This window comes from Serratia sp. CY74737, from assembly GCF_052166775.1.
GTDB lineage: Bacteria > Pseudomonadota > Gammaproteobacteria > Enterobacterales > Enterobacteriaceae > Serratia > Serratia ureilytica.
Genome location: NZ_JBJNOF010000006.1, coordinates 393,508 through 411,551, shown reverse-complemented (window position 1 = coordinate 411,551; position 18,044 = coordinate 393,508). Strand labels below are relative to the sequence as shown.

Below are 18,044 nucleotides of genomic sequence, written 5' to 3'. Positions count from 1 at the left end.
AGCGCTTCGCGGGTGGCGGCCACTTCGGCGGCGCCCAGCGCGGCGCCGTGCACGTCATGGGTGCCGGCCTTGTTCGGCGAACCGAAGCCGATAACGGTCTTGCACATCAGCAGCGACGGCTTGTCGGTCACCTTGCGGGCTTCTTCAATCGCGGCCTTGATGGCGTCCGGGTTGTGGCCGTCGACGTTGCGCACCACGTGCCAGCCGTAGGCTTCGAAACGCAGGGCGGTGTCGTCGGTGAACCAGCCGTCGACGTGGCCGTCGATGGAGATGCCGTTGTCATCGTAGAAGGCGGTCAGCTTGCCGAGCTTGAGGGTGCCGGCCAGGGAGCAGACTTCGTGCGAGATGCCTTCCATCATGCAGCCGTCGCCCATGAAGGCGTAGGTGTGGTGGTCGACGATGTCGTGCCCCGGGCGGTTGAACTGCGCCGCCAGGGTGCGTTCGGCGATGGCGAAGCCGACGGCGTTGGCGATGCCCTGGCCCAGCGGGCCGGTGGTGGTCTCAACGCCCGGGGTGTAACCGTACTCCGGGTGGCCCGGGGTTTTGGAATGGAGCTGACGGAAGTTTTCCAGCTCGCGCATCGGCAGGTCGTAGCCGGTGAGGTGCAGGAGGCTGTAAATCAACATGGAGCCGTGGCCGTTGGAGAGCACGAAACGGTCGCGGTCAGCCCAGTGCGGGTTAGTCGGGTTGTGGTTGAGGTAGTCACGCCACAGGACTTCGGCGATGTCCGCCATGCCCATAGGGGCCCCCGGGTGGCCGGAATTTGCTTTTTGTACGGCGTCCATGCTGAGTGCGCGGATGGCGTTGGCAAGCTCTTTACGAGAGGACATGTTTTACTCCAGGTCGGATAAAAAAAGCAGTCAAGTTCCCTATTTTCTCAGACTCCACATCACAACGGCAATCCCTAATGCCAAATGAGAGCGAGTTCACCACTTATTAGCACGATTGGACGCTTTTTCGGAATAACACTATTCTCGCCCCGTCTGGCGTACACTAGGCTCTTGCGGCAAGATAGCCTCAAAGCAAAATGACTCTTTTACCTTGTTACCTTCACAGGAAGATGGCGTTATGAAGATCCGTACCTCTTTGATTGCGTTGGGCATTGCCACCTTGGCAACCGGCTGTCAAAACCTGAATACCGAAACCCTGATGCAGTCCGGCGCGCAGGCGTTCCAGGCGGCGACCCTGAGCAACAACGACGTTAAGGCCCTGAGTGATAAATCCTGCGCCGAGATGGACAGCAAGGCACAAATCGCGCCGGCCGACAGCACCTATGCCAAGCGTCTCAACAAAATCGCTGCGGCGCTGGGCGACAACATCAACGGCACCCCGGCCAACTACAAGGTCTACGTGACCAAAGACGTCAACGCCTGGGCGATGGCCAACGGCTGTATCCGCGTTTACAGCGGCCTGATGGACATCATGAACGACAACGAAGTGGAAGGCGTGCTGGGCCACGAAATGGGCCACGTGGCGCTGGGCCACACCCGCAAAGCGATGCAGGTGGCTTACGGCACCGTGGCGCTGCGCACCGCGGCGTCCTCCGCCGGCGGCGTTATCGGCTCGCTGTCGCAGTCGCAGCTGGCGGACATCGGCGAGAAGCTGGTCAGCGCCCAGTTCTCGCAGAAGCAGGAAAGCGAAGCGGATGATTACTCGTTCGATCTGCTGAAAAAGCGCGGCATCGATCCGAACGGCCTGGCCACCAGCTTCGAGAAGCTGGCCCAAATGGAAGCCGGCCGCCAGAGCAGCATGTTCGACGATCACCCGTCTTCCCAAGCGCGCGCCCAGCACATTCGCGATCGCATCGCGGCAGAGAAATAACAACGAGAACGCCCGGCAATCGCCGGGCGTTTTTTATCGTCTCAATACAACGTCTTCTGCGGCGGCCCGGCGAAGGTCAGCGGCCCGACCTGTTTCATGTCCACCTCGACCACCGACGGCCCCGGGTAGTTGATCGCTTCGGCCAGCACGCCGTTGAACTGCGCCGCCGCCTCGACCTTCCAGGCTTTCAGCCCCATCGCTTCGGCTATTTGAGTAAAGGCCGGCGTATGCAGCTCGTTGTAATACTGGCGCCCGGCGAAATACTTGTCCTGAATGCCGCGCATCACGCCATAACCGCCGTCGTTCATGATCAGCAGGGTGATGTTCACCTGTTCCTGCGCCATGGTCGCCAGTTCCCCCAGGCCCAGCGCCAAACCGCCATCGCCCACCAGCCCCACCACCTTGCGCTGCGGGTTGGCGATCGCGGTGCCGATCGCCATCGGCAGCCCCATGCCGATAGCACCGGCCAGCGAGTGAATGTTGCACAGCGGCGAGATCGCGCGGAACAAACGGCTGCCCCAGACGCTGCCGGAAACGGTGATATCGCGCACCAGCAATCCGTCCTGCGGCAGCGCGGCGTCGATGGCGTCGTTGAGTTTGGCGTATTCACCGGACTGCTGACGCAACGCGCTCTCCGCCTGCTGCACCGCCCCCGCAATCTCGGCATCCCACTCGGCGTTGACCTTCTCGCCGGGGCTCAGCCGCGCCGCCAGCGCGGCCAGCAGCGCCGCACAGTCGCCATTGATCTGCTCATCGGCCAGGTAGTTGCGGTTGGCCGCCGCCGGATCGATATCAATCTGCACCAGCGGGCGCGGCAGCGGCAGCGTCCAGGTGCGGGTTTCATTACTGCGCAGCCGTGAACCGGCTACCAGCGTCAGGTCGCACTGCGTCAGGATAGCCTCGATGCTCGGCGAGTTGTGGAACGCCCGCAGGCTGCGCGGATGGCTGTCCGGCAGAATGCCACGCCCGTGGGTGCTGGAGATCACCGCCACGCCGGCGTCCGCCAGCTTGCGCGCCGCATCGCCGCAGGCCAACGCGCCGCCGCCCAGCCACAGCAACGGGCGCTTGGCCTGTTTCAGCCGCTGATGCAGCCGCTCCACCGCCGCATCGTCCGCCTTCGGCAGCGGCGCCGGCGCCAACGCTTCGGTCAGCACCGAGCGGGAAACCAGGCTGCTTTGGATATCGATCGGGATCTCGACCGCCACCGGGCCGCAGGGCGCGGTTTGCGCATCCAGGATCGCTCGCTGGATCACCGCCACCGCCTGTTCCGGCGAATTGACCCGGTAGGCGCGCTTGGAGCAGGCGCGCAGAAAACCGAGCTGATCCCGGGTTTCATGAATAAACCCGGCGTCGGCGTCCAGATAGGCTTTTTCTACCTGGCCGGTGATATGCAACAGCGGCGTGTTGGCGTTAAGCGCCTCAATCATCGCCCCCACCGCGTTGCCGGCGCCGGCGCCGGTGCTGGTCAATGCCACGCCCAGGCCAGAGAAGCGCCCATGCGCATCGGCCATGGTGACCGCGCCCGCTTCGCCGCGCGCCGGCACGAAGCGAATTTTATCGCGCTGCCCCACCGCATCGGCGATCGGCAGATTATGAATCGAAATGATGCCGTACATCGCCGACACCGCGTACTGTTCCAGAGTCCGGGCTATCGCCTCGCCAACCGTGATTTTATCGCTCATCATCTGCCTTCTTAGGGTAGTCGTTATTAGGGTTATGCGTAGAGGTGTCGGCCTAGTCGCTCCAGCGGTTCACCTGATGGCTCAGCGCCAGATACACGCTTTTCTGCTGCATGTAGGCCTTGATGCCGTTCAGGCCCTTTTCGCGGCCCAGCCCGCTTTCCTTGAAACCGCCGAACGGCGTGGAAATCGAGAACGTTTTGTAGGTGTTGACCCAGACGGTGCCGGTTTCCAGCCGCTCCGCCAGCGCCATCGCCCGCGGGAAATCGCGGCTCCAGATGCCGGCCGCCAGGCCGTACACCGAGTCGTTGGCCTGTTCGATCAGCTGTCGCTCGTCGTCGAACGGCAGCGCCACCAGCACCGGCCCGAAGATCTCCTCTTGGCAGACGCGGGCGTCGTTGTTCAAACCTTCAATAATGGTCGGCAGGTAATAGCTGCCGCTCGCCAGTTGCGGATCGGCCGGCGCTTCACCGCCGATGACCACCCGGCCGCCCTCCTGCCGCGCCAGCGCCACGTAGTCCGCCACGCTTTGCCGATGTTTGGCGCTGATCAGCGGGCCGAGATGCACGCCCGGCACCAGCGGGTTGCCGATGCGCAGCCCCGCCGTCAGTTCGGTCAAGCGCGCCAGCAGCGGCTGATACAGCGAACGATGCACGAACAGCCGCGAACCGGCGATGCACGCCTGGCCGGCGGAGCTGAAAATGCCGTAGCAGATGCCGCGCGCCGCCTGCTCCAGATCGGCGTCCTCCAGCACGATGGTCGGCGATTTACCGCCCAGCTCCAGCGAGGTGGGGATCAGCTTGTCGGCGGCGATGTGCGCCAAATGGCGCCCGGTGCTGGTCCCGCCGGTAAAGGCGATCTTTTTCACCAGCGGATGGCGCACCAACGCCTCGCCGATCACCGAACCTTTGCCCGGCAACACGCTGAGCAGCCCGGCAGGAAGCCCCGCCTGTTCGAACAGCTCGGCCAGCTTCAGCGCCATCAGCGGCGTGGCTTCGGCCGGTTTGAGCACCACGGCGTTGCCCGCCGCCAGCGCCGGCGCCACCTTCTGCATTTCGCTGGCGATCGGTGAGTTCCACGGCGTGATGGCGGCGATCACCCCCATCGGTTGATACTGGCTGAGCGTCATCACTTCGGCGCTGCGCGGGGTCGGCAGCTCGCCCTCCAGCACTTCGCAAGCGGCGGCGAAGTAACGCGCGGTCGCCGCCGCGCTGGCCACCAGCCCGCGGGTCTCCGCCAGCGGCTTGCCGTTGTCGCGGGTCTGCAGCTCGGCCAGCTGTTCCTGCTGCGCCAGGATCAGGTTGCTCACGCGGTAGAGAATTGAGGCGCGTTGGTGCGGCACCAGCCCACGCCATTCCGGCGCGCGCCAGGCCTTTTCCGCCGCCTCAACCGCCTCGTTGACATCCTCGACGTTAGCGGCGCGCAGCCGCGCGTTGACGCTGCCGTCGGCCGGGAATACCGAAGCCATCTCTTCGCCGCGCCCTTCACGCCAGCGCCCGGCGACAAAAATATTCAATCGTTCCATGCTCCGCTCCTGCCGTTCAGGCAATAAAACCGCCGTCCACCAGACGGCGGCAGGCTTGTACCGCGCTCAGCGCCGCCAGGGTTGATGTTTTGGGATTGCTCGCCAGCGGGGTGCCGCTCAGCTCGATGTGAAACTCGCCAAAGTCGCCGCATACCTGCAGCCGATGGGTATTGCGCCGGGTGGCGGGATCGACCTGCAGGCGCACCCGAGTGGCATCCATCCCCAGGCCGTTGAGCGCAATGGTGGCCGCCACGTTGGCGTTGGCCGGGAATAAACGCGCCGCTTCACGCGCCGACCCTTCAAAAAATACCTGCGCTTCGCTCACCGCATCGAGATCGATCAACTGTTCCGCCGGGCTGCCGCGCCAGCTGGCCGGGCTCTTGCTGGCCTGATAGGTCACGCTTTCCAGCCCGCCTTCGCGCGCCGACGCCAGCCCGTCCATGCCCGCCACCGCGCCGGACAGCACGATCAGTTGCCCGTGATGGCTGCGGCAGGCCTGCTGCAACCGCTGTTGCAATGCGGCATCCGCCAGCGCGCCGGTCGAAATCAGCGCCAGCGGCCAGCCGCGCTGCAGCACCGCTTCGCCAAACTCCGCCACCGCCTGCTGGCTGGCGCACTCCAGCACCAGATCCGGCCGCTGCGAACACTGCTCCGGATGGGTCAGCGCCTGCACCCGCCCGCCAAAAGCCTCATCGATCGCCGCATGATGAGCTGCGCGCGCCAGGATCCAGCCGACCTCCACGCCTTCAGGCAAACGGGCGATCACTTCCTTCGCCATCGCGCCATAGCCAATCATCATGATCTTCTTCATCTTCATCGGCCCCTGCTACACATGGCGGTTAAAGCCGCCGGATACGTCCAGCGCCGCGCCGGTGGTAAAGGAAGCCAGCGGCGAAGCGAGGAACAGCAGCGCCTGCGCCGGTTCCTGCGGCTTGCCCAGGCGCTTCATCGGGATGCCGCGCCGTTCGGCGATCGCCGCCGTCCACTGCTCCCAGCTTTGATCTTTATCGCTGCGCTCGTCGAAACGGCGGCGCCACTGGCCCGACTCCACCATCCCCAGCAAGATCGAGTTAACCCGAATGCCTTTGCCCACCAGCTCTTTCGACAGCGTCAACGTCATATTGAGCAGCGCGGCGCGCGCCGCCGAGGTGGCGATCATGTGTTCTTCCGGCTGCAGCGCCAGCAGCGAGTTCACGCAGGTGATAGACGCGATGTCCGATCGTTCCAGCGCCGGTAAAAACGCCTGCACCGGGTTGATCACGCCGAACAGCTTCAGCTCTGCCTCATGCAGCCAGGCTTCGCGCGGCGTCTGGTCAAAGTGGGCGACGAAGCCCTGACCGGCGTTGTTGATCAGCAGATCCACGCCGCCGAAACGCGCCGTCACCTGAGCGGCGAACTGCGCCACCTGCTGCGCATCCAGCACGTCGCAGCGCAGTGCCAGGATCTCCGCCTGCGGGAAGTCCGCGCGCAGGCTGGCCTCCGCGCCGGCCAGTTTGTCCGGATCGCGGCCGCAGAACGCCACCTTCGCCCCTTCGGCCAGCAGCAGCTTCAGAGTTTCGAAACCGATGCCCGACGAGCCGCCGGTCACCACCGCCACCCGATCCTCAAGCTGAAAATTCATCGTTGGATTGCTCCCGTAAAATCCCGCAGATAGCGGTTGAAACACGCCGGCGCATCGAGGTAGCTGGCGTGACCGGCGGCGGCGATCAGACGCAGCGTCGCGTCTTGCTCACGCGCCAGCTCGGCCGCCTTCTCCGGCGGTGTAATGCGATCCAGTTCACCGCACCACACCTCCAGCGGGCCGCGATAGCGCGCCAGATAGCGGCCAATATCACCGTTGGCCAGCATCCAGGCGGCACTCAGAAAACCGTCGGGATCAAGCTGCTGCATGCCGTTGCGCACCCAGGCGATATCCTGCGGATCCGCCCCTTCGCGCAGCAAGGCCGCCGCCCGCTGCTCGCCGTAGCCCACCGGCCCCAGCGTCTCCATCATCTGTTGGCGCTGGCCGTACACCTGTCGGCGTTTTTCCTCCGGCGCCGTGGCATAGCCCTGCGCCGGATCCGCCAACACCAGCCCACATAGCCCGTCCGGATAGCCGGCGGCGTAGGCGCTGCCGATCAGCGCTCCCAACGAATGGCCGACGATCAGCGGCTGCGCCAGCTGCAGCTCATCAATCAGCGCCGCCAACGCCGCTGCATAACCGGCGGCGTCAGCCTGCGGATCCGCCAACGGCAGGCTGCCGCCGTAACCCGGCGCGTCCCACGCCAACAGACGATGACCGTCCGTCAGGCCGCTGTCGTTAAACTGCTTGATCCACGAGGCGGATCCGGAACTGATGCCATGCAGCAACACCACCGGCCGCCCCTGCCCGGCCTCGCGCCAGCTCAGGGTATACGCCCCGCAGCGCGTCCGTTGGCGTTGCGCCAGGCCGTTCATCAGTTACGCTTCACTTTGGACAGCGGGTGGTCCGCCGGATAAGTCGGGATCTCCGGCTTAGCGGTGCCGAGCATCACGCACATCAGCGCCTCTTCCTCGCCGTGATTGAACAGGCCGCGATACACGCCCGCCGGCACCGAGATCAAATCGCGCTCTTTCAGCCTGGTTTCGTAATACTCTTCCCCATCCTGAATCATCAGCGTGATGCTGCCTTTCAGCATGAAAAACACTTCTTCCACGTCGTCGTGCAGGTGCAACGGGCCCTCACACTTCGACGGCAACACCATGGTGGAGAAGGTGAAATTGCCCGCCGGAATGGTGTTGGCGTCGCTGGCCACGCCGGTGGCGCCGGTGCCGATGTAGCGCATCTGCGCGCGGCGGTATTTCGGGTCGAAATCGGCCTGGAATTTCAGCGCGTTCCAGTCGTATTTGCGGCCTTCGAAACGGGCGATGCGCGACTCCACCCAGTTTTCCATCGACAGATCCTGCGGCTTGACGCCGGCTTTGTTCTCAACCTGAGACATGTTGTCACTCCTCTGTTGAAACGATTGATTAATCAGTACTTTCTCAGCAACGGCAGCAGAATGAGGCAGCCGACGAACGCCATCACCACCAGGAACAGCAGGCCGTTATCCATATTGCCGGTGGCGGCGATCAACGCCCCCATCAGCACCGGCGCCAGCGCGCCGGCAAAATTGCCCAGTCCGTTAAAAATGCCGCCGGCGGTGGCGCTGACCTTGCTGCTGGTCGCCTTCGCCAACAGCGCGAAAATATTCGGCGCGCCGGCGCCCCACATAAAGGTGCTGAAAGCCATGGCGGCGATCACGCTGTAAGTGCCCTGCAGGTGCAGCACCACCGCCAGGCCAAGGCCGGCGCCGCACAGCGACAGGAAGCAGGCCAGCGCGCGCCGATCCAGCTTGTCCGACAGCCAGGCGCCCAGCACTTCACCGAGCAGCATGGCGATGAACGGCAGCGAAGAGAGGTAACCGGCATGTTCCAGATGAATGCCTTTGCCCTTGATCAGATAGCTCGGCAACCAGCCGTTCATGCCCCACAGGTAGGTCAGGAAGGCGATATTGAACAGGCAAATCATCCAGAAATGCGGGCTGCGCAGCAGCTCGCGGCGATGCTGTTGGCGTTCGGACACCGCCGGCTTGGCCGCCGCCGCCGGAAGCGACACGTTCAGGTGGCGCATGCCGAACAGCACCAGCAACATCACCGGCAGCGTCAGAAACGCCATAAAGAAGAAGGTGGCCTGCCAGTCGAAGGTATTGAGGATATACAGGGTGACCGGGAAGCCGAGCGCGGCCCCGAGCGGCGTGCCGAGCAGCCACAGCATGGTGGCGCGCGCCTGCAGCTGCGGCGGGAAGGCCTGACGAATAATGGCGTAGGCCATCGGCAGCAGCGGCCCTTCGGCGATGCCGAGCAGAATGCGCAGCGTCATCATGGCGTGATAGGAGCGCACCAGCCCCATCAACACCATCAGCACGCCCCACACCACCATCATGCCAATCAATACTTTGACCGGATTAAGCCGATCGCCGATGCCGCTGAGCAGCATCGAGGAGATGCCGTAGGAGAACAGAAACGCGCTCATCAGCAATCCCAGCCGCGCCGGGTCAAAACCGATGCCCAGCGCCTGCTGAAACTCGGCGTCGGAAAACAGCGCCGCGATGCTGATTTTGTCGAAAAACGCCAGCAGCACGCAGGCGAACAGCGCGATCGGCACCGACCAGCGCACCCGCTGCTGCGGATTTTCGGCAACGGTTTCCCCCGCCCGTCCAGCGCGGGCGTCAATGTCTTGCGTAGTCATAAAACGCTCCCGAGGTTCGGGCGTTATTTCAACGCCATCAAAGAAAACTCCGCATCCGCCAGCTGCTGCGGATCCAGCACCCGGCCGCTCGCCAGCCAACGCTTGCCGAGCTTGATGGTGCGCGCGTCGTTGAACGCCACCATCTGCACCAGTTGCCGATCGGCGTTCAGCGTGAAGAACACCTGCGACTGCGGCGTGCGGCGCACCACATGGTGCACGCCGCCGCTCGGCACGCCGAGGATCTGGATATTGACGTCGTATTGATCCGACCACAGCCAGGCCACGTCGTCATACGGAGCGGCGAAGGCGTCGAGCATTGCGCAGGCGGTGCTGATGGCCTGATTTTGCGCGTAGGCCCAGGACTGCAGGCACAGGCCGAGCGTCGGGTGGCGCGCCACATCGCCCGCGGCGAAGATCGCCGGATGGCTGGTGCGCCCCTGGCCGTCGACCACAATGCCGGACTCGATAGCCAGCCCGGCGCTGCGCGCCAGTTCGAGATTCAGCTCGACGCCGATCCCCACCACCACCAGATCGAAGGCCTGCGGATCGCTGACTTCGCTGCCGATCCAGGCGGCGCCGTCGCGATCTTCCAGCGAGATCTCGCCGCAGCCGCACAACACCGTCACGCCCTGCCGGCGATGCAGTTCGAGCAACGCCTGTGAGACATCGGCGCCGACGCTGCGCATGCACAGCGCAGGCTGGCGCTCAAACACCGTCACCTCAACGCCGAGACGGCGCGCAGAAGCGGCGATCTCCAGCCCGATCCAACCGCCGCCGACGATCGCCAGACGACGGCAACTCTGCAGGCCCTTCCGCAACCGGGCCGCATCGTCCCAGGAACGCAGCGTCATCACGCGCGGGTGCTGCGCCCAGGCGGCGCCCGGCAAACGCGGCCGCCCGCCGGTGGCGATCAGCAACTGCTCGAACTGCAGCCGTCGCCCGTCGCTGAGCGTGACGATTTGCTGTTCGGCGTCGATAGACTCGGCGCGCAGCGGGCGACGCCAGTCGATATTCAGCTCCGCCACCGCCTGTTCGCTGAACAGCCGGCTCAGGGGAGCCGCGGCATCCAGCAGCGCCGCTTTCGACAGCGGCGGCCGCTCGTAAAAATCGTAGGGTTCGTCGCTTATCACCGTCAGCCGGCCGCTGTAACCCCGGTCACGCAGCGTCTTGGCCGCCCAACCGCCGGCCTGGCCGCCGCCGACGATGACAATGCCCGCCTGTTCCGGCCGGTTCATAACGCCTCCGCCTTTTTATGCTGGCGGCGCGTATCGTGATCGATGCCGCCTTCTACCGCCCATTCGGTGAAGGAGACCAGCGAATGTTCCAGCTCGCGCGGCTGCCAGTTTTCCGTCAGATAATCGTCGTTGGTGTAGTACTCGAACGCGCCGCCGGTCGGGCTGTTGACGTACCAGAAATACGCCGAGGAAATCGGGTGGCGGCCAGGGCCGATGAAGGTGCTCCACTGCTCTTTGTTCATGGCGATGCCGCCGCCGATCACTTCATGGATATCGCGCACGGTGAACGCCACATGGTTCAGGCCGCGTGGGCGGTTGGGCAGCTTCAGCAGGAACAGATTATGGTGACCACCGCGCGCCTGGGTGCGCAGGAAGACGGCGCGATCGATATAGCGATCGGAAACCTGGAAATCCAACAGCTCGCGGTAGAAACGCTCGGTCGCCGCCAGATCGTCAACGAAGAACACCACGTGGCCGATATTGATCGGCTGCGCCTGCGAGTAGACCGGGCTGGGTTGATCGATGCGGCGCACGTCGCCCCATTGGTTGATCGGCGTGACCGGCACTTCGACCGCCTGCTGGCGGCTGACGACGAAGCGCAGCGTCATGCCGTTGGGATCGCGGCATTCCAGCTCTTCCCCCACCTGACGAAAGCCGGGCATCAACGCCAAACGCGGCTGCAGACGCGCCAGATCCGCGGGCGATGCCACGCCCCAGGTCATGCGGCGCAGGGTGGAACCGCCTTCAAACGCCGCAGGCAGCGCCGCGCTTTGCAACGGGTGCAGAACGACCCGCGCCCCGCTCAGGGTAGTGAATTCGCGCTGCGGTTCGCCCCAATGTTGCGTGGCGGGCTGCAGGCCAAAGTCATGCATGAATTTTTCGCAGATTGGCAGATCTTCGACGCCAAACTCCAGTTTTTCGATTCCGATTACGCTCATTGCTCAGCCTCACGTTCTCGCTGTATACGGTTTTCAGGCATGACTGAACCCCGGCCCCTGTTTGCTGTGGGCCTTATCCCTGCCTGAGTGAAAGAGTCGGTCCTGTCGGTTAGCCGACGTTGGCCTGCGGCGGCGCGCCGAGGAAGCCGGAAATTTTCTCCGCCGCATCGCGCACTTCCATGCGCAGCCGCTCGCGATCCGCTTTCGGGATCTCATCGGACGGCACCATGATGCTGACCACCGCCTCGACCCGCTGCTCACGGTTGAAGATCGGGTAGACGATCGAGGAGATGCCGTGGCGGAAGAACGATTCGCCGATTACATAGCCGCGCGCCTTGTCTTGCTGCACCATCTGCCACAGCGTTTCGCGATCCGCCGGGGTGCCCGGCGCGTTGCCCGGCAGCTGCGCGTCCGGATAGAGTTGTTCGAACTCGCTGCGGGTGGCGCTGGTCAACAACATGCGGCCGAGCGAGGTTTGGTGCACCGGCAAACGGGTGCCGACGCTGACCTGATTGATCTGAGAACCGGCGGCGCTGACGCGGGCGATATAGATCACGTCGCGCCCGTCGCGGATCGCCAGATGACTGCTGCACTGGCTGCGATCGCGCAGCTGTTCGATCACCGGCTGGCCGGCCTGCGCGACGTCCAGCGACGCGATGTATTCAAAACCGAGACGCAGCACCTTGATGCCCAGCGCGAAGGTATTGGTGCGCGGATTGCGCTCCAGAAAGCCCAGGTGCTCGAGCGTCTGCACCACGCGGTAGGCGGTGGCCTTCGGCATATCGACCAGGCGATGCAACTCGGCAAAGGTCATTTCCTTATGCTGCTCGCCAAACGCCAGCAGCAACTGCAATCCGCGATCCAGTCCCGGGATCAGATACTTACATGCTTGCTCGTCCGCCATCTCTCGCTCCTGCGCTGTGCGCCTGCCCTGCGGGCCGTCAGTTGAATACGAAACCGCCGTTGACCGGCAGCAGTTGACCGGTGACGAAATCCGCCAGCGGCGACAGCAGATAAAGCACCGTGCCGTTCACATCGTCCGGATGCTGCGCCCCGGCCAGCGCGCGCCCCTGCTCATACAGCTGATGGCGCTCGGCGGGCACATACTCGGTGGCTTCCACCCGCGTCAGGCCCGGCGCAATAGCGTTGACGCAGATGCCCTGCGGGCCCAGCTCGCGCGCCATCGATCTCGTCATCGCGATCACCGCGCCTTTGCTGGCGACATAGGCCATCAGGCGCGGTGCGCCCCACAGCGCGGTGTCCGACGCCACGTTGACGATCTTGGCGTGCGGGTTGCGCGCCAGCAGCGGCACCGCCGCCTGGCTCACCAACCAGGTGCCGCGCACGTTGACCTGCATTACCCGATCCCACAGATCGATGTCGTATTCCATCATGGTTTTACCGCCGACGCCGGTCGCCAGCGCCGCGTTGTTCACCAGCCCGTCGATCCCGCCGCCTGTGGCGATCTTCTCGAACGCCGAACGGATCGAATCCGGTGAGGCCAGATCGATGATTTGCGTTTCCACCTGAGCGCCCTGCTCACGCAGCGCGGCGCCGCTCGCCGTCAGCTCATCCGCCAAAATGTCGCACATCACCACCTGCGCGCCGGCAGCGGCAATGGCGGCGGCGAAGCTGTAGCCCAGGCCGCGCGCCGCGCCGGTGACCACGATGCGCTTGCCGTTCAGCAGGCCGTTCACTGCGCCGCCTCCCGCTCGCGCAGCGTCGCCAGCTGTTTCTGCGCCTCTTTCTGCATCAGGCGGCGCAGGCGCGACAGACCGACGTCGTGCTGGTACAGGTATTCGCGGCCACGGGCGTTAGGCGCCATGTTTTCAAGCACGATGCGATCCTGCTCGAGGACGTCCCAATGCAATGATTCCAGGCGATTGCGATACATGAAGCGCCACATGTCGCGCTGCCAGTCTTGGACCTTACGGATGCGCCAGAAGAATACCCGGCAGTGATCCTTGTCTTCCGGCACCACCATGCCGATGATCCAGAAGTGGCCGCCCGGCCCGAAACGTTTCTTGTACGGGATCGACAGACGCATCCAATACGCGCCGCTGTTGCCGAACTCCACCCAGTCGAAGTTGACGCCGATCTGGCCGTTTTTCTTGAAGATAAACCCGCTATCGGTCGGCTCCAGCCCCATATCCGCCTTGCGATCCCCTTCCGCCATCGAGTGCGAGGAAGAGTGCAGGTAGGTGCCATGCATCGGATCCATCACGTTTTCCAGGGCGTATTGGTAGTTGCAGTTCCAACTGGCGGTACACAAGAAGTGGCTGTACGACGCTTCGTCCGCCAGCTCTTGCGGGAAAGTCAGCTCCGCCGGCGCTTCATCCGCCGTCACGCCAAAATAGAGGAACACCGCGCCGTAGGCTTCTTTGGCCGGGTAAGCGCGCAGGCATTTTTGCCCCACCAGCGGGCAGCGATCCACCGCCGGCACGTCTTTCACCGTCCCGTCGCCGCCGACTTCCACCCCGTGATACCAGCAGGCGATGCGATCGCCGAGGTTCCACCCCATGGAAAGCCGCGCGCCGCGGTGCGGGCAGCGATCTTCCAACGCGTGTATCTGGCCTTCACCGTCGCGCCACACCACGATTTGTTGCTCAAGGCGGGTGATGCCGACCGGATTGTTGCCCACTTCCCAACTGGCCAGCACCGGATACCACATGCCGCGCAGCCCCTGGTCAAGATAGTCCTGCAAGCTCTGTTCGGAGGATGTTGTGTTTGCTGTCATTGTCTTCTCCCGGGTGTCGATCAGAAACCGTTAACGTGAAGGAATTCGCGGAACGTCGCTTCATTCCACGGCTGGCCGCTGCGATCGAACAGGCGGCGCTGATTCAACGCGCTGACGATCTGTTCAAGCTCTTCCGCGCCCTGATCGAAGATCGTTTCCAGCGCCGCCACCAGCGCGGTTTCGAAACCGTCCGGCACCCGGGCGCGGTTTTGCCACACAACGTTGCGGAACTGGCCCGGCTGATGGATTTGACCGTTGCCGCCTTCGCGGGCCGGCGTCACCTGTTGGGTGTCCGGCAGCCAGGGATTGAAATCGGTGATGTGCTGCATGATTACTCCTCCGCGATAAAGGTGATCTGGATTTGGTTGTCGACCACCCGGGTGGGATAGGTTTGCAGATCGCGGCCGCCCGGCTCGCGCAGGCACTGGCCGGTACGCACGTCAAACAGCGCTTCGTGCAGTGGGCACTCAACCTTGCCGTCGTCAACAAACCCCTGGCTGAGCAAGGCGTAAGCATGCGGACAGACGTCTTCCAGCGCATAGTAGTTACCGTCGAGCAGGTAAACCCCGATCTCTTTGCCTTCCACTTTGCCGGAGAAAGGAAAATCTTCTTTCACCTGAGACACTTCGCACACATTCTTCCAGCTCATTGCTTTTATCCTCTATCTGATTGTTTCATATATGAAACTCAGTTTCTTATTTAATACAGTCACTATAAGTCTGGCGAAACTTTCGTCAAGCGAGCGGAACGGCAAATGTTAATGAAAGGTTGTTTAAAAATGACAAATGCGGGAAGGATCACGAAATAATGCACCGATATGAAAAACCTATGTCCGTTGTGCGCTCTTCAGCTAATTTATGGCAAAAATTGCGTTGATCCTGGCGTCGCATTGCGCGTAAAAGAGTGCTCTCGCTGTCTTTTACACCTAGTTTTATAACAATAAATTTACATAAATCGGCCTCATCCCCGCGTTTGCGCGTAATGGCATCCGCAGGTGAGTTTACTGCTGACTGAATTCGTCAACCGATCGCACTGAGGAACGCGCCGTGCAACAACGTCAACGCTGGTTTGGGGTGATCGCCCTGCTGTTTCTGATCGTTATCGCCTATGCGGATCGGGTTAATATCGCCGTGATGTTGGTCAATCCCGACTTCCTGCAACACTTTCAACTCGGCGGTGACCGCGCCCATCAGGGCACGCTGATGACGGTGTTTTTACTCGGTTACGGCCTGTCCGCCATGTTGCTGACGCCGTTTCTGGAAACGCTGATGGGTTACCGCCGCGCGCTGACGCTGAGCGTCGTGCTGTGGGCGCTGCTCACCGCCGCGTCGCCGCTGGCGGGATCGCTGCTGTTGCTGTGCGCGGTGCGCGCGCTGCTTGGCGTCAGCGAAGGACCGCTGTTCTCGCTCAAGACCATGTACATCAGCGATCATTTCGCCGCCGACGAGCGCGGCAAACCCAACGCGGTCAGCGCGCTGGGCGTCTCGTTGGGGCTGGTGATCGGCTTTCCGCTGGTGAGTTTTCTGATGGCGCACTTCGGGTGGGCGATGTCGTTTCACCTGCTGGCGCTGCTCAACCTGCTGTTGGGCCTGGCGCTGGTGCGGCTGTTCGTTCATCCGCTCGCCTTACCCTCATCTTCACGCCCCGCCGATCCTCAGCCGGTGTTGAGCCGCGTCTGGCACACCTTCGCGCTGGCCTGGCGCACGCCGATGCTCGGTTGGATCTTGCTGATCGAGATCGCCACGCTCAGCTATCTGTGGGGGTCCAGCGCCTGGCTGCCGGCCTATCTGACCGATGAAAAAGGATTCTCCATCAAGCAGATGGGGTGGATGGCCGCACTGCCTTTCATCGTCAGCATCGCCTCAAAATACCTCGGCGGCGTGCTGCTCGATCGTATCCGCCCCTATCAGGCGCCGCTGATCTTCGTCTTTGGCGGCGCGGCGACCGCGCTGTGCATCTATGGCGTAATGAACAGCCATCAGCTTGGCTGGATCGCGTTCTCCCTGCTGGCGGCCAACGCCTGTTGGGGCGCGCAGGGCGCGGCGATCCCCACGCTGCTCCAGCATTATGCGCGGCCGGAGGCGGTCGGCAGCGCCTATGGGCTGATCAACGGCATCGGCAATCTGTTCTCGGCGTTCGTGCCGATGGCGATGGGCATGGTGATGGCCAGCCAGGGCAAGGTATCCTCGGGCTTTGCGGTACTGATCGCCTCGCAGCTGCTGACGCTGCTGGCGGGCGGCGCACTGTTTGGCCGCATGTTGCTGGCGCGGCAGGTGAAGCGGGCATAACCCCGTTCCCCTCTCCTCCGTAGCGGAAAACCGAATGCTTTAAGTGGGTGCTCAGGGATCTGGACGCCATCAACCAGCAGACGGGGGACATCCCCCGTCGCCGGGTTGCCTTACCGTTCGGATTCGTAAGCCAAAATGGCCGCAACCTCCGTAGTGCCCGATCGGATACGCAGCTCACACAGCGTGCTGCGGGTTATCCATGCCAGTGATATTACCGTGGCACAAATAACCACCAGTTTTAACAGGCTCCGTTTGTTCGGCATCATGCCTTCTTCTCCTTGCCTCGCGGCGGGTAAGAGGCTAACTTAACGTTGTCTGGCGTTAGAGTTGGCCTCGGGTTGATGAATATCGACTCGGGGCTTTTCTCTTTGTACCTTTCACGCAGGCTCTAGATACAAAGATCCAGAGCACCCGTGCGCAGTATATTCATCCTCCCCGTTATCCCGGTTCCTTTTTACTGACTCCGTTTCATTTCTGCGCAAAATTGCGCAAAGGTGTTGCAACAGACTGAAAATCGCCGCGCGGATGGCGAAAATGAAATAAAAAAAGCGGCCCCCATACGATGAGAGCCGCTTTTTCAGCGAGGCGTGGCCTGGCGTCAGGCGTGTTTCTTGGCCGCCTGCAGGTACAGCATCTCCAGACCCAACGTCGCCGCGGCCAGCGCGGTGATCTCGGACTGGTCATAGGCCGGCGCCACTTCCACTACGTCCATGCCGACGATGTTCAGCGACTGCATGCCGCGCACCAGTTTCAGCGCGCGATCGGAAGTCAGGCCGCCGATCACCGGCGTGCCGGTGCCCGGTGCGAACGCCGGATCCAGACAGTCGATGTCGAAGGTCAGGTACACCGGCATATCGCCGACGATGCCTTTGATCTGGGTCAGCAGGTCGTCCACGCTGCGATCGTTCACCTGCGCGGCGTCCAGTACGGTAAAGCCATTGTCGTGATCGAACTCGGTGCGAATGCCGATCTGCACCGAGTGATGCGGATCGATCAGGCCTTCGTTCGGCGCATGGTAGAACATGGTGCCGTGGTCGAACTTGCTGCCGTTGGCGTAGGTATCGGTATGGGCGTCAAAGTGCACCAGCGCCAGCTTGCCGAAATGCTTGGCGTGCGCGCGCAGCAGCGGCAGGGTGACAAAGTGGTCGCCACCGAACGAGAGCATGCGCTTACCAGCCTTCAGCAGTTTCTCCGCGTGCGCCTGCAGCTTGTCGCTCATGTCCTGCGCATCGCCGAAGTTGAACACGATGTCGCCGCAATCAACCACGTTCAGGCGATCGCGCAGATCGAAGCTCCACGGCCAACGGTTGCCTTCCCAGGCCAGGTTGGTGGACACCTGGCGGATGGCCGCCGGGCCATGACGGCCGCCGGCGCGACCGGAGGTCGCCATGTCAAACGGAATGCCGGTGATGACCCACTCTGCATCGCTGTCGTAAGGCATGAAGTTCAGCGGAAAGCGCAGGAAACCAAAGGCGTTGGACACTAATGAATTATCGGACTGATGGCCTAAGGTGCTCATAGTAAACCCTCGTAGTTCAACAAGTTGCCGGGCGCAGACGCCGGGCCGTGACA

18 protein-coding genes and 1 pseudogene are annotated in these 18,044 nt (G+C 63.0%); 2 read left to right on the top strand and 17 right to left on the bottom strand.

The features are described from left to right. A pseudogene (locus ACJ8PE_RS11330) lies at window positions 1–830 on the bottom strand (transketolase); the annotation flags it as partial. A gap of 238 nt (window positions 831–1,068) precedes the next feature. Between ACJ8PE_RS11330 and ACJ8PE_RS11325 the strand changes: the two are divergent. Beyond that, entirely contained in the window at window positions 1,069–1,821 is a 753-nt protein-coding gene (locus ACJ8PE_RS11325) for a M48 family metallopeptidase (RefSeq protein WP_004937650.1), read from the top strand. A 41-nt stretch (window positions 1,822–1,862) separates the two neighbouring features. Here ACJ8PE_RS11325 and ACJ8PE_RS11320 read toward each other — a convergent pair whose 3' ends face one another. From ACJ8PE_RS11320 to ACJ8PE_RS11255, 14 genes are all read right to left on the bottom strand, one after another. Further along, window positions 1,863–3,503, bottom strand: coding sequence for a thiamine pyrophosphate-binding protein (locus ACJ8PE_RS11320; protein ID WP_197759961.1), 1,641 nt, complete (start codon window positions 3,501–3,503; stop codon window positions 1,863–1,865). Window positions 3,504–3,555: 52 nt separating this feature from the next. Further along, window positions 3,556–5,025 carry an aldehyde dehydrogenase gene (locus ACJ8PE_RS11315; RefSeq protein ID WP_047573731.1) on the bottom strand — a complete coding sequence of 490 codons (1,470 nt, stop codon included), beginning with the start codon at window positions 5,023–5,025 and terminating at the stop codon, window positions 3,556–3,558. Window positions 5,026–5,041: 16 nt separating this feature from the next. Beyond that, the gene (locus tag ACJ8PE_RS11310; RefSeq protein ID WP_147881222.1) at window positions 5,042–5,836 is read right to left on the bottom strand and encodes an aspartate dehydrogenase; all 795 of its coding nucleotides are present in this window, start codon (window positions 5,834–5,836) and stop codon (window positions 5,042–5,044) included. 15 nt (window positions 5,837–5,851) lie between these two features. Further along, window positions 5,852–6,646: an SDR family oxidoreductase gene (locus tag ACJ8PE_RS11305; protein WP_197759954.1), complete on the bottom strand. Its 795-nt coding sequence runs from the start codon at window positions 6,644–6,646 to the stop codon at window positions 5,852–5,854. Further along, window positions 6,643–7,461 carry an alpha/beta fold hydrolase gene (locus ACJ8PE_RS11300; RefSeq protein WP_197759953.1) on the bottom strand — a complete coding sequence of 273 codons (819 nt, stop codon included), beginning with the start codon at window positions 7,459–7,461 and terminating at the stop codon, window positions 6,643–6,645. The genes ACJ8PE_RS11305 and ACJ8PE_RS11300 overlap by 4 nt, the downstream gene beginning before the upstream one ends. Further along, on the bottom strand, window positions 7,461–7,985 hold the full coding sequence (locus tag ACJ8PE_RS11295; protein ID WP_004937634.1) for a cupin domain-containing protein: 525 nt from the start codon (window positions 7,983–7,985) through the stop codon (window positions 7,461–7,463). The genes ACJ8PE_RS11300 and ACJ8PE_RS11295 overlap by 1 nt, the downstream gene beginning before the upstream one ends. Before the next feature lie 32 nt (window positions 7,986–8,017). Further along, complete coding sequence (locus tag ACJ8PE_RS11290) at window positions 8,018–9,274, bottom strand: MFS transporter (RefSeq protein WP_197792674.1); 1,257 nt, start codon at window positions 9,272–9,274, stop codon at window positions 8,018–8,020. A gap of 23 nt (window positions 9,275–9,297) precedes the next feature. Next, window positions 9,298–10,509, bottom strand: a complete 1,212-nt coding sequence (locus ACJ8PE_RS11285) for an NAD(P)/FAD-dependent oxidoreductase (protein WP_197759951.1) — start codon at window positions 10,507–10,509, stop codon at window positions 9,298–9,300. Further along, on the bottom strand, window positions 10,506–11,447 hold the full coding sequence (locus ACJ8PE_RS11280; protein ID WP_046687782.1) for a VOC family protein: 942 nt from the start codon (window positions 11,445–11,447) through the stop codon (window positions 10,506–10,508). The genes ACJ8PE_RS11285 and ACJ8PE_RS11280 overlap by 4 nt, the downstream gene beginning before the upstream one ends. Window positions 11,448–11,556: 109 nt before the next feature. Beyond that, window positions 11,557–12,351, bottom strand: coding sequence for an IclR family transcriptional regulator (locus ACJ8PE_RS11275; RefSeq protein WP_004937625.1), 795 nt, complete (start codon window positions 12,349–12,351; stop codon window positions 11,557–11,559). 37 nt (window positions 12,352–12,388) lie between these two features. Beyond that, window positions 12,389–13,144 (bottom strand): SDR family oxidoreductase, encoded by a 756-nt coding sequence (locus ACJ8PE_RS11270; protein WP_197759950.1) that lies wholly within the window; start codon window positions 13,142–13,144, stop codon window positions 12,389–12,391. Next, window positions 13,141–14,184 carry an aromatic ring-hydroxylating oxygenase subunit alpha gene (locus ACJ8PE_RS11265; protein WP_042785347.1) on the bottom strand — a complete coding sequence of 348 codons (1,044 nt, stop codon included), beginning with the start codon at window positions 14,182–14,184 and terminating at the stop codon, window positions 13,141–13,143. Before ACJ8PE_RS11265 ends, ACJ8PE_RS11270 begins: the two co-directional genes overlap by 4 nt. A gap of 20 nt (window positions 14,185–14,204) precedes the next feature. Next, window positions 14,205–14,513, bottom strand: coding sequence for a recombinase-like helix-turn-helix domain-containing protein (locus tag ACJ8PE_RS11260; RefSeq protein WP_019456046.1), 309 nt, complete (start codon window positions 14,511–14,513; stop codon window positions 14,205–14,207). Between the two features lie 2 nt (window positions 14,514–14,515). Then, the gene (locus ACJ8PE_RS11255; protein WP_004937614.1) at window positions 14,516–14,833 is read right to left on the bottom strand and encodes a non-heme iron oxygenase ferredoxin subunit; all 318 of its coding nucleotides are present in this window, start codon (window positions 14,831–14,833) and stop codon (window positions 14,516–14,518) included. Between the two features lie 397 nt (window positions 14,834–15,230). Here ACJ8PE_RS11255 and ACJ8PE_RS11250 point away from each other — a divergent pair, with 397 nt between their 5' ends. Then, window positions 15,231–16,472, top strand: coding sequence for an MFS transporter (locus ACJ8PE_RS11250; RefSeq protein ID WP_197759949.1), 1,242 nt, complete (start codon window positions 15,231–15,233; stop codon window positions 16,470–16,472). Between the two features lie 110 nt (window positions 16,473–16,582). On the opposite strand, the gene ACJ8PE_RS11245 is transcribed toward ACJ8PE_RS11250, so the two are convergent. Both ACJ8PE_RS11245 and speB read right to left on the bottom strand, forming a co-directional pair. After that, complete coding sequence (locus ACJ8PE_RS11245; protein ID WP_004937610.1) at window positions 16,583–16,735, bottom strand: Hok/Gef family protein; 153 nt, start codon at window positions 16,733–16,735, stop codon at window positions 16,583–16,585. 335 nt (window positions 16,736–17,070) lie between these two features. Then, window positions 17,071–17,991, bottom strand: a complete 921-nt coding sequence (gene speB / locus ACJ8PE_RS11240; protein WP_004937606.1) for an agmatinase — start codon at window positions 17,989–17,991, stop codon at window positions 17,071–17,073. Between the last annotated feature and the right edge of the window lie 53 nt (window positions 17,992–18,044).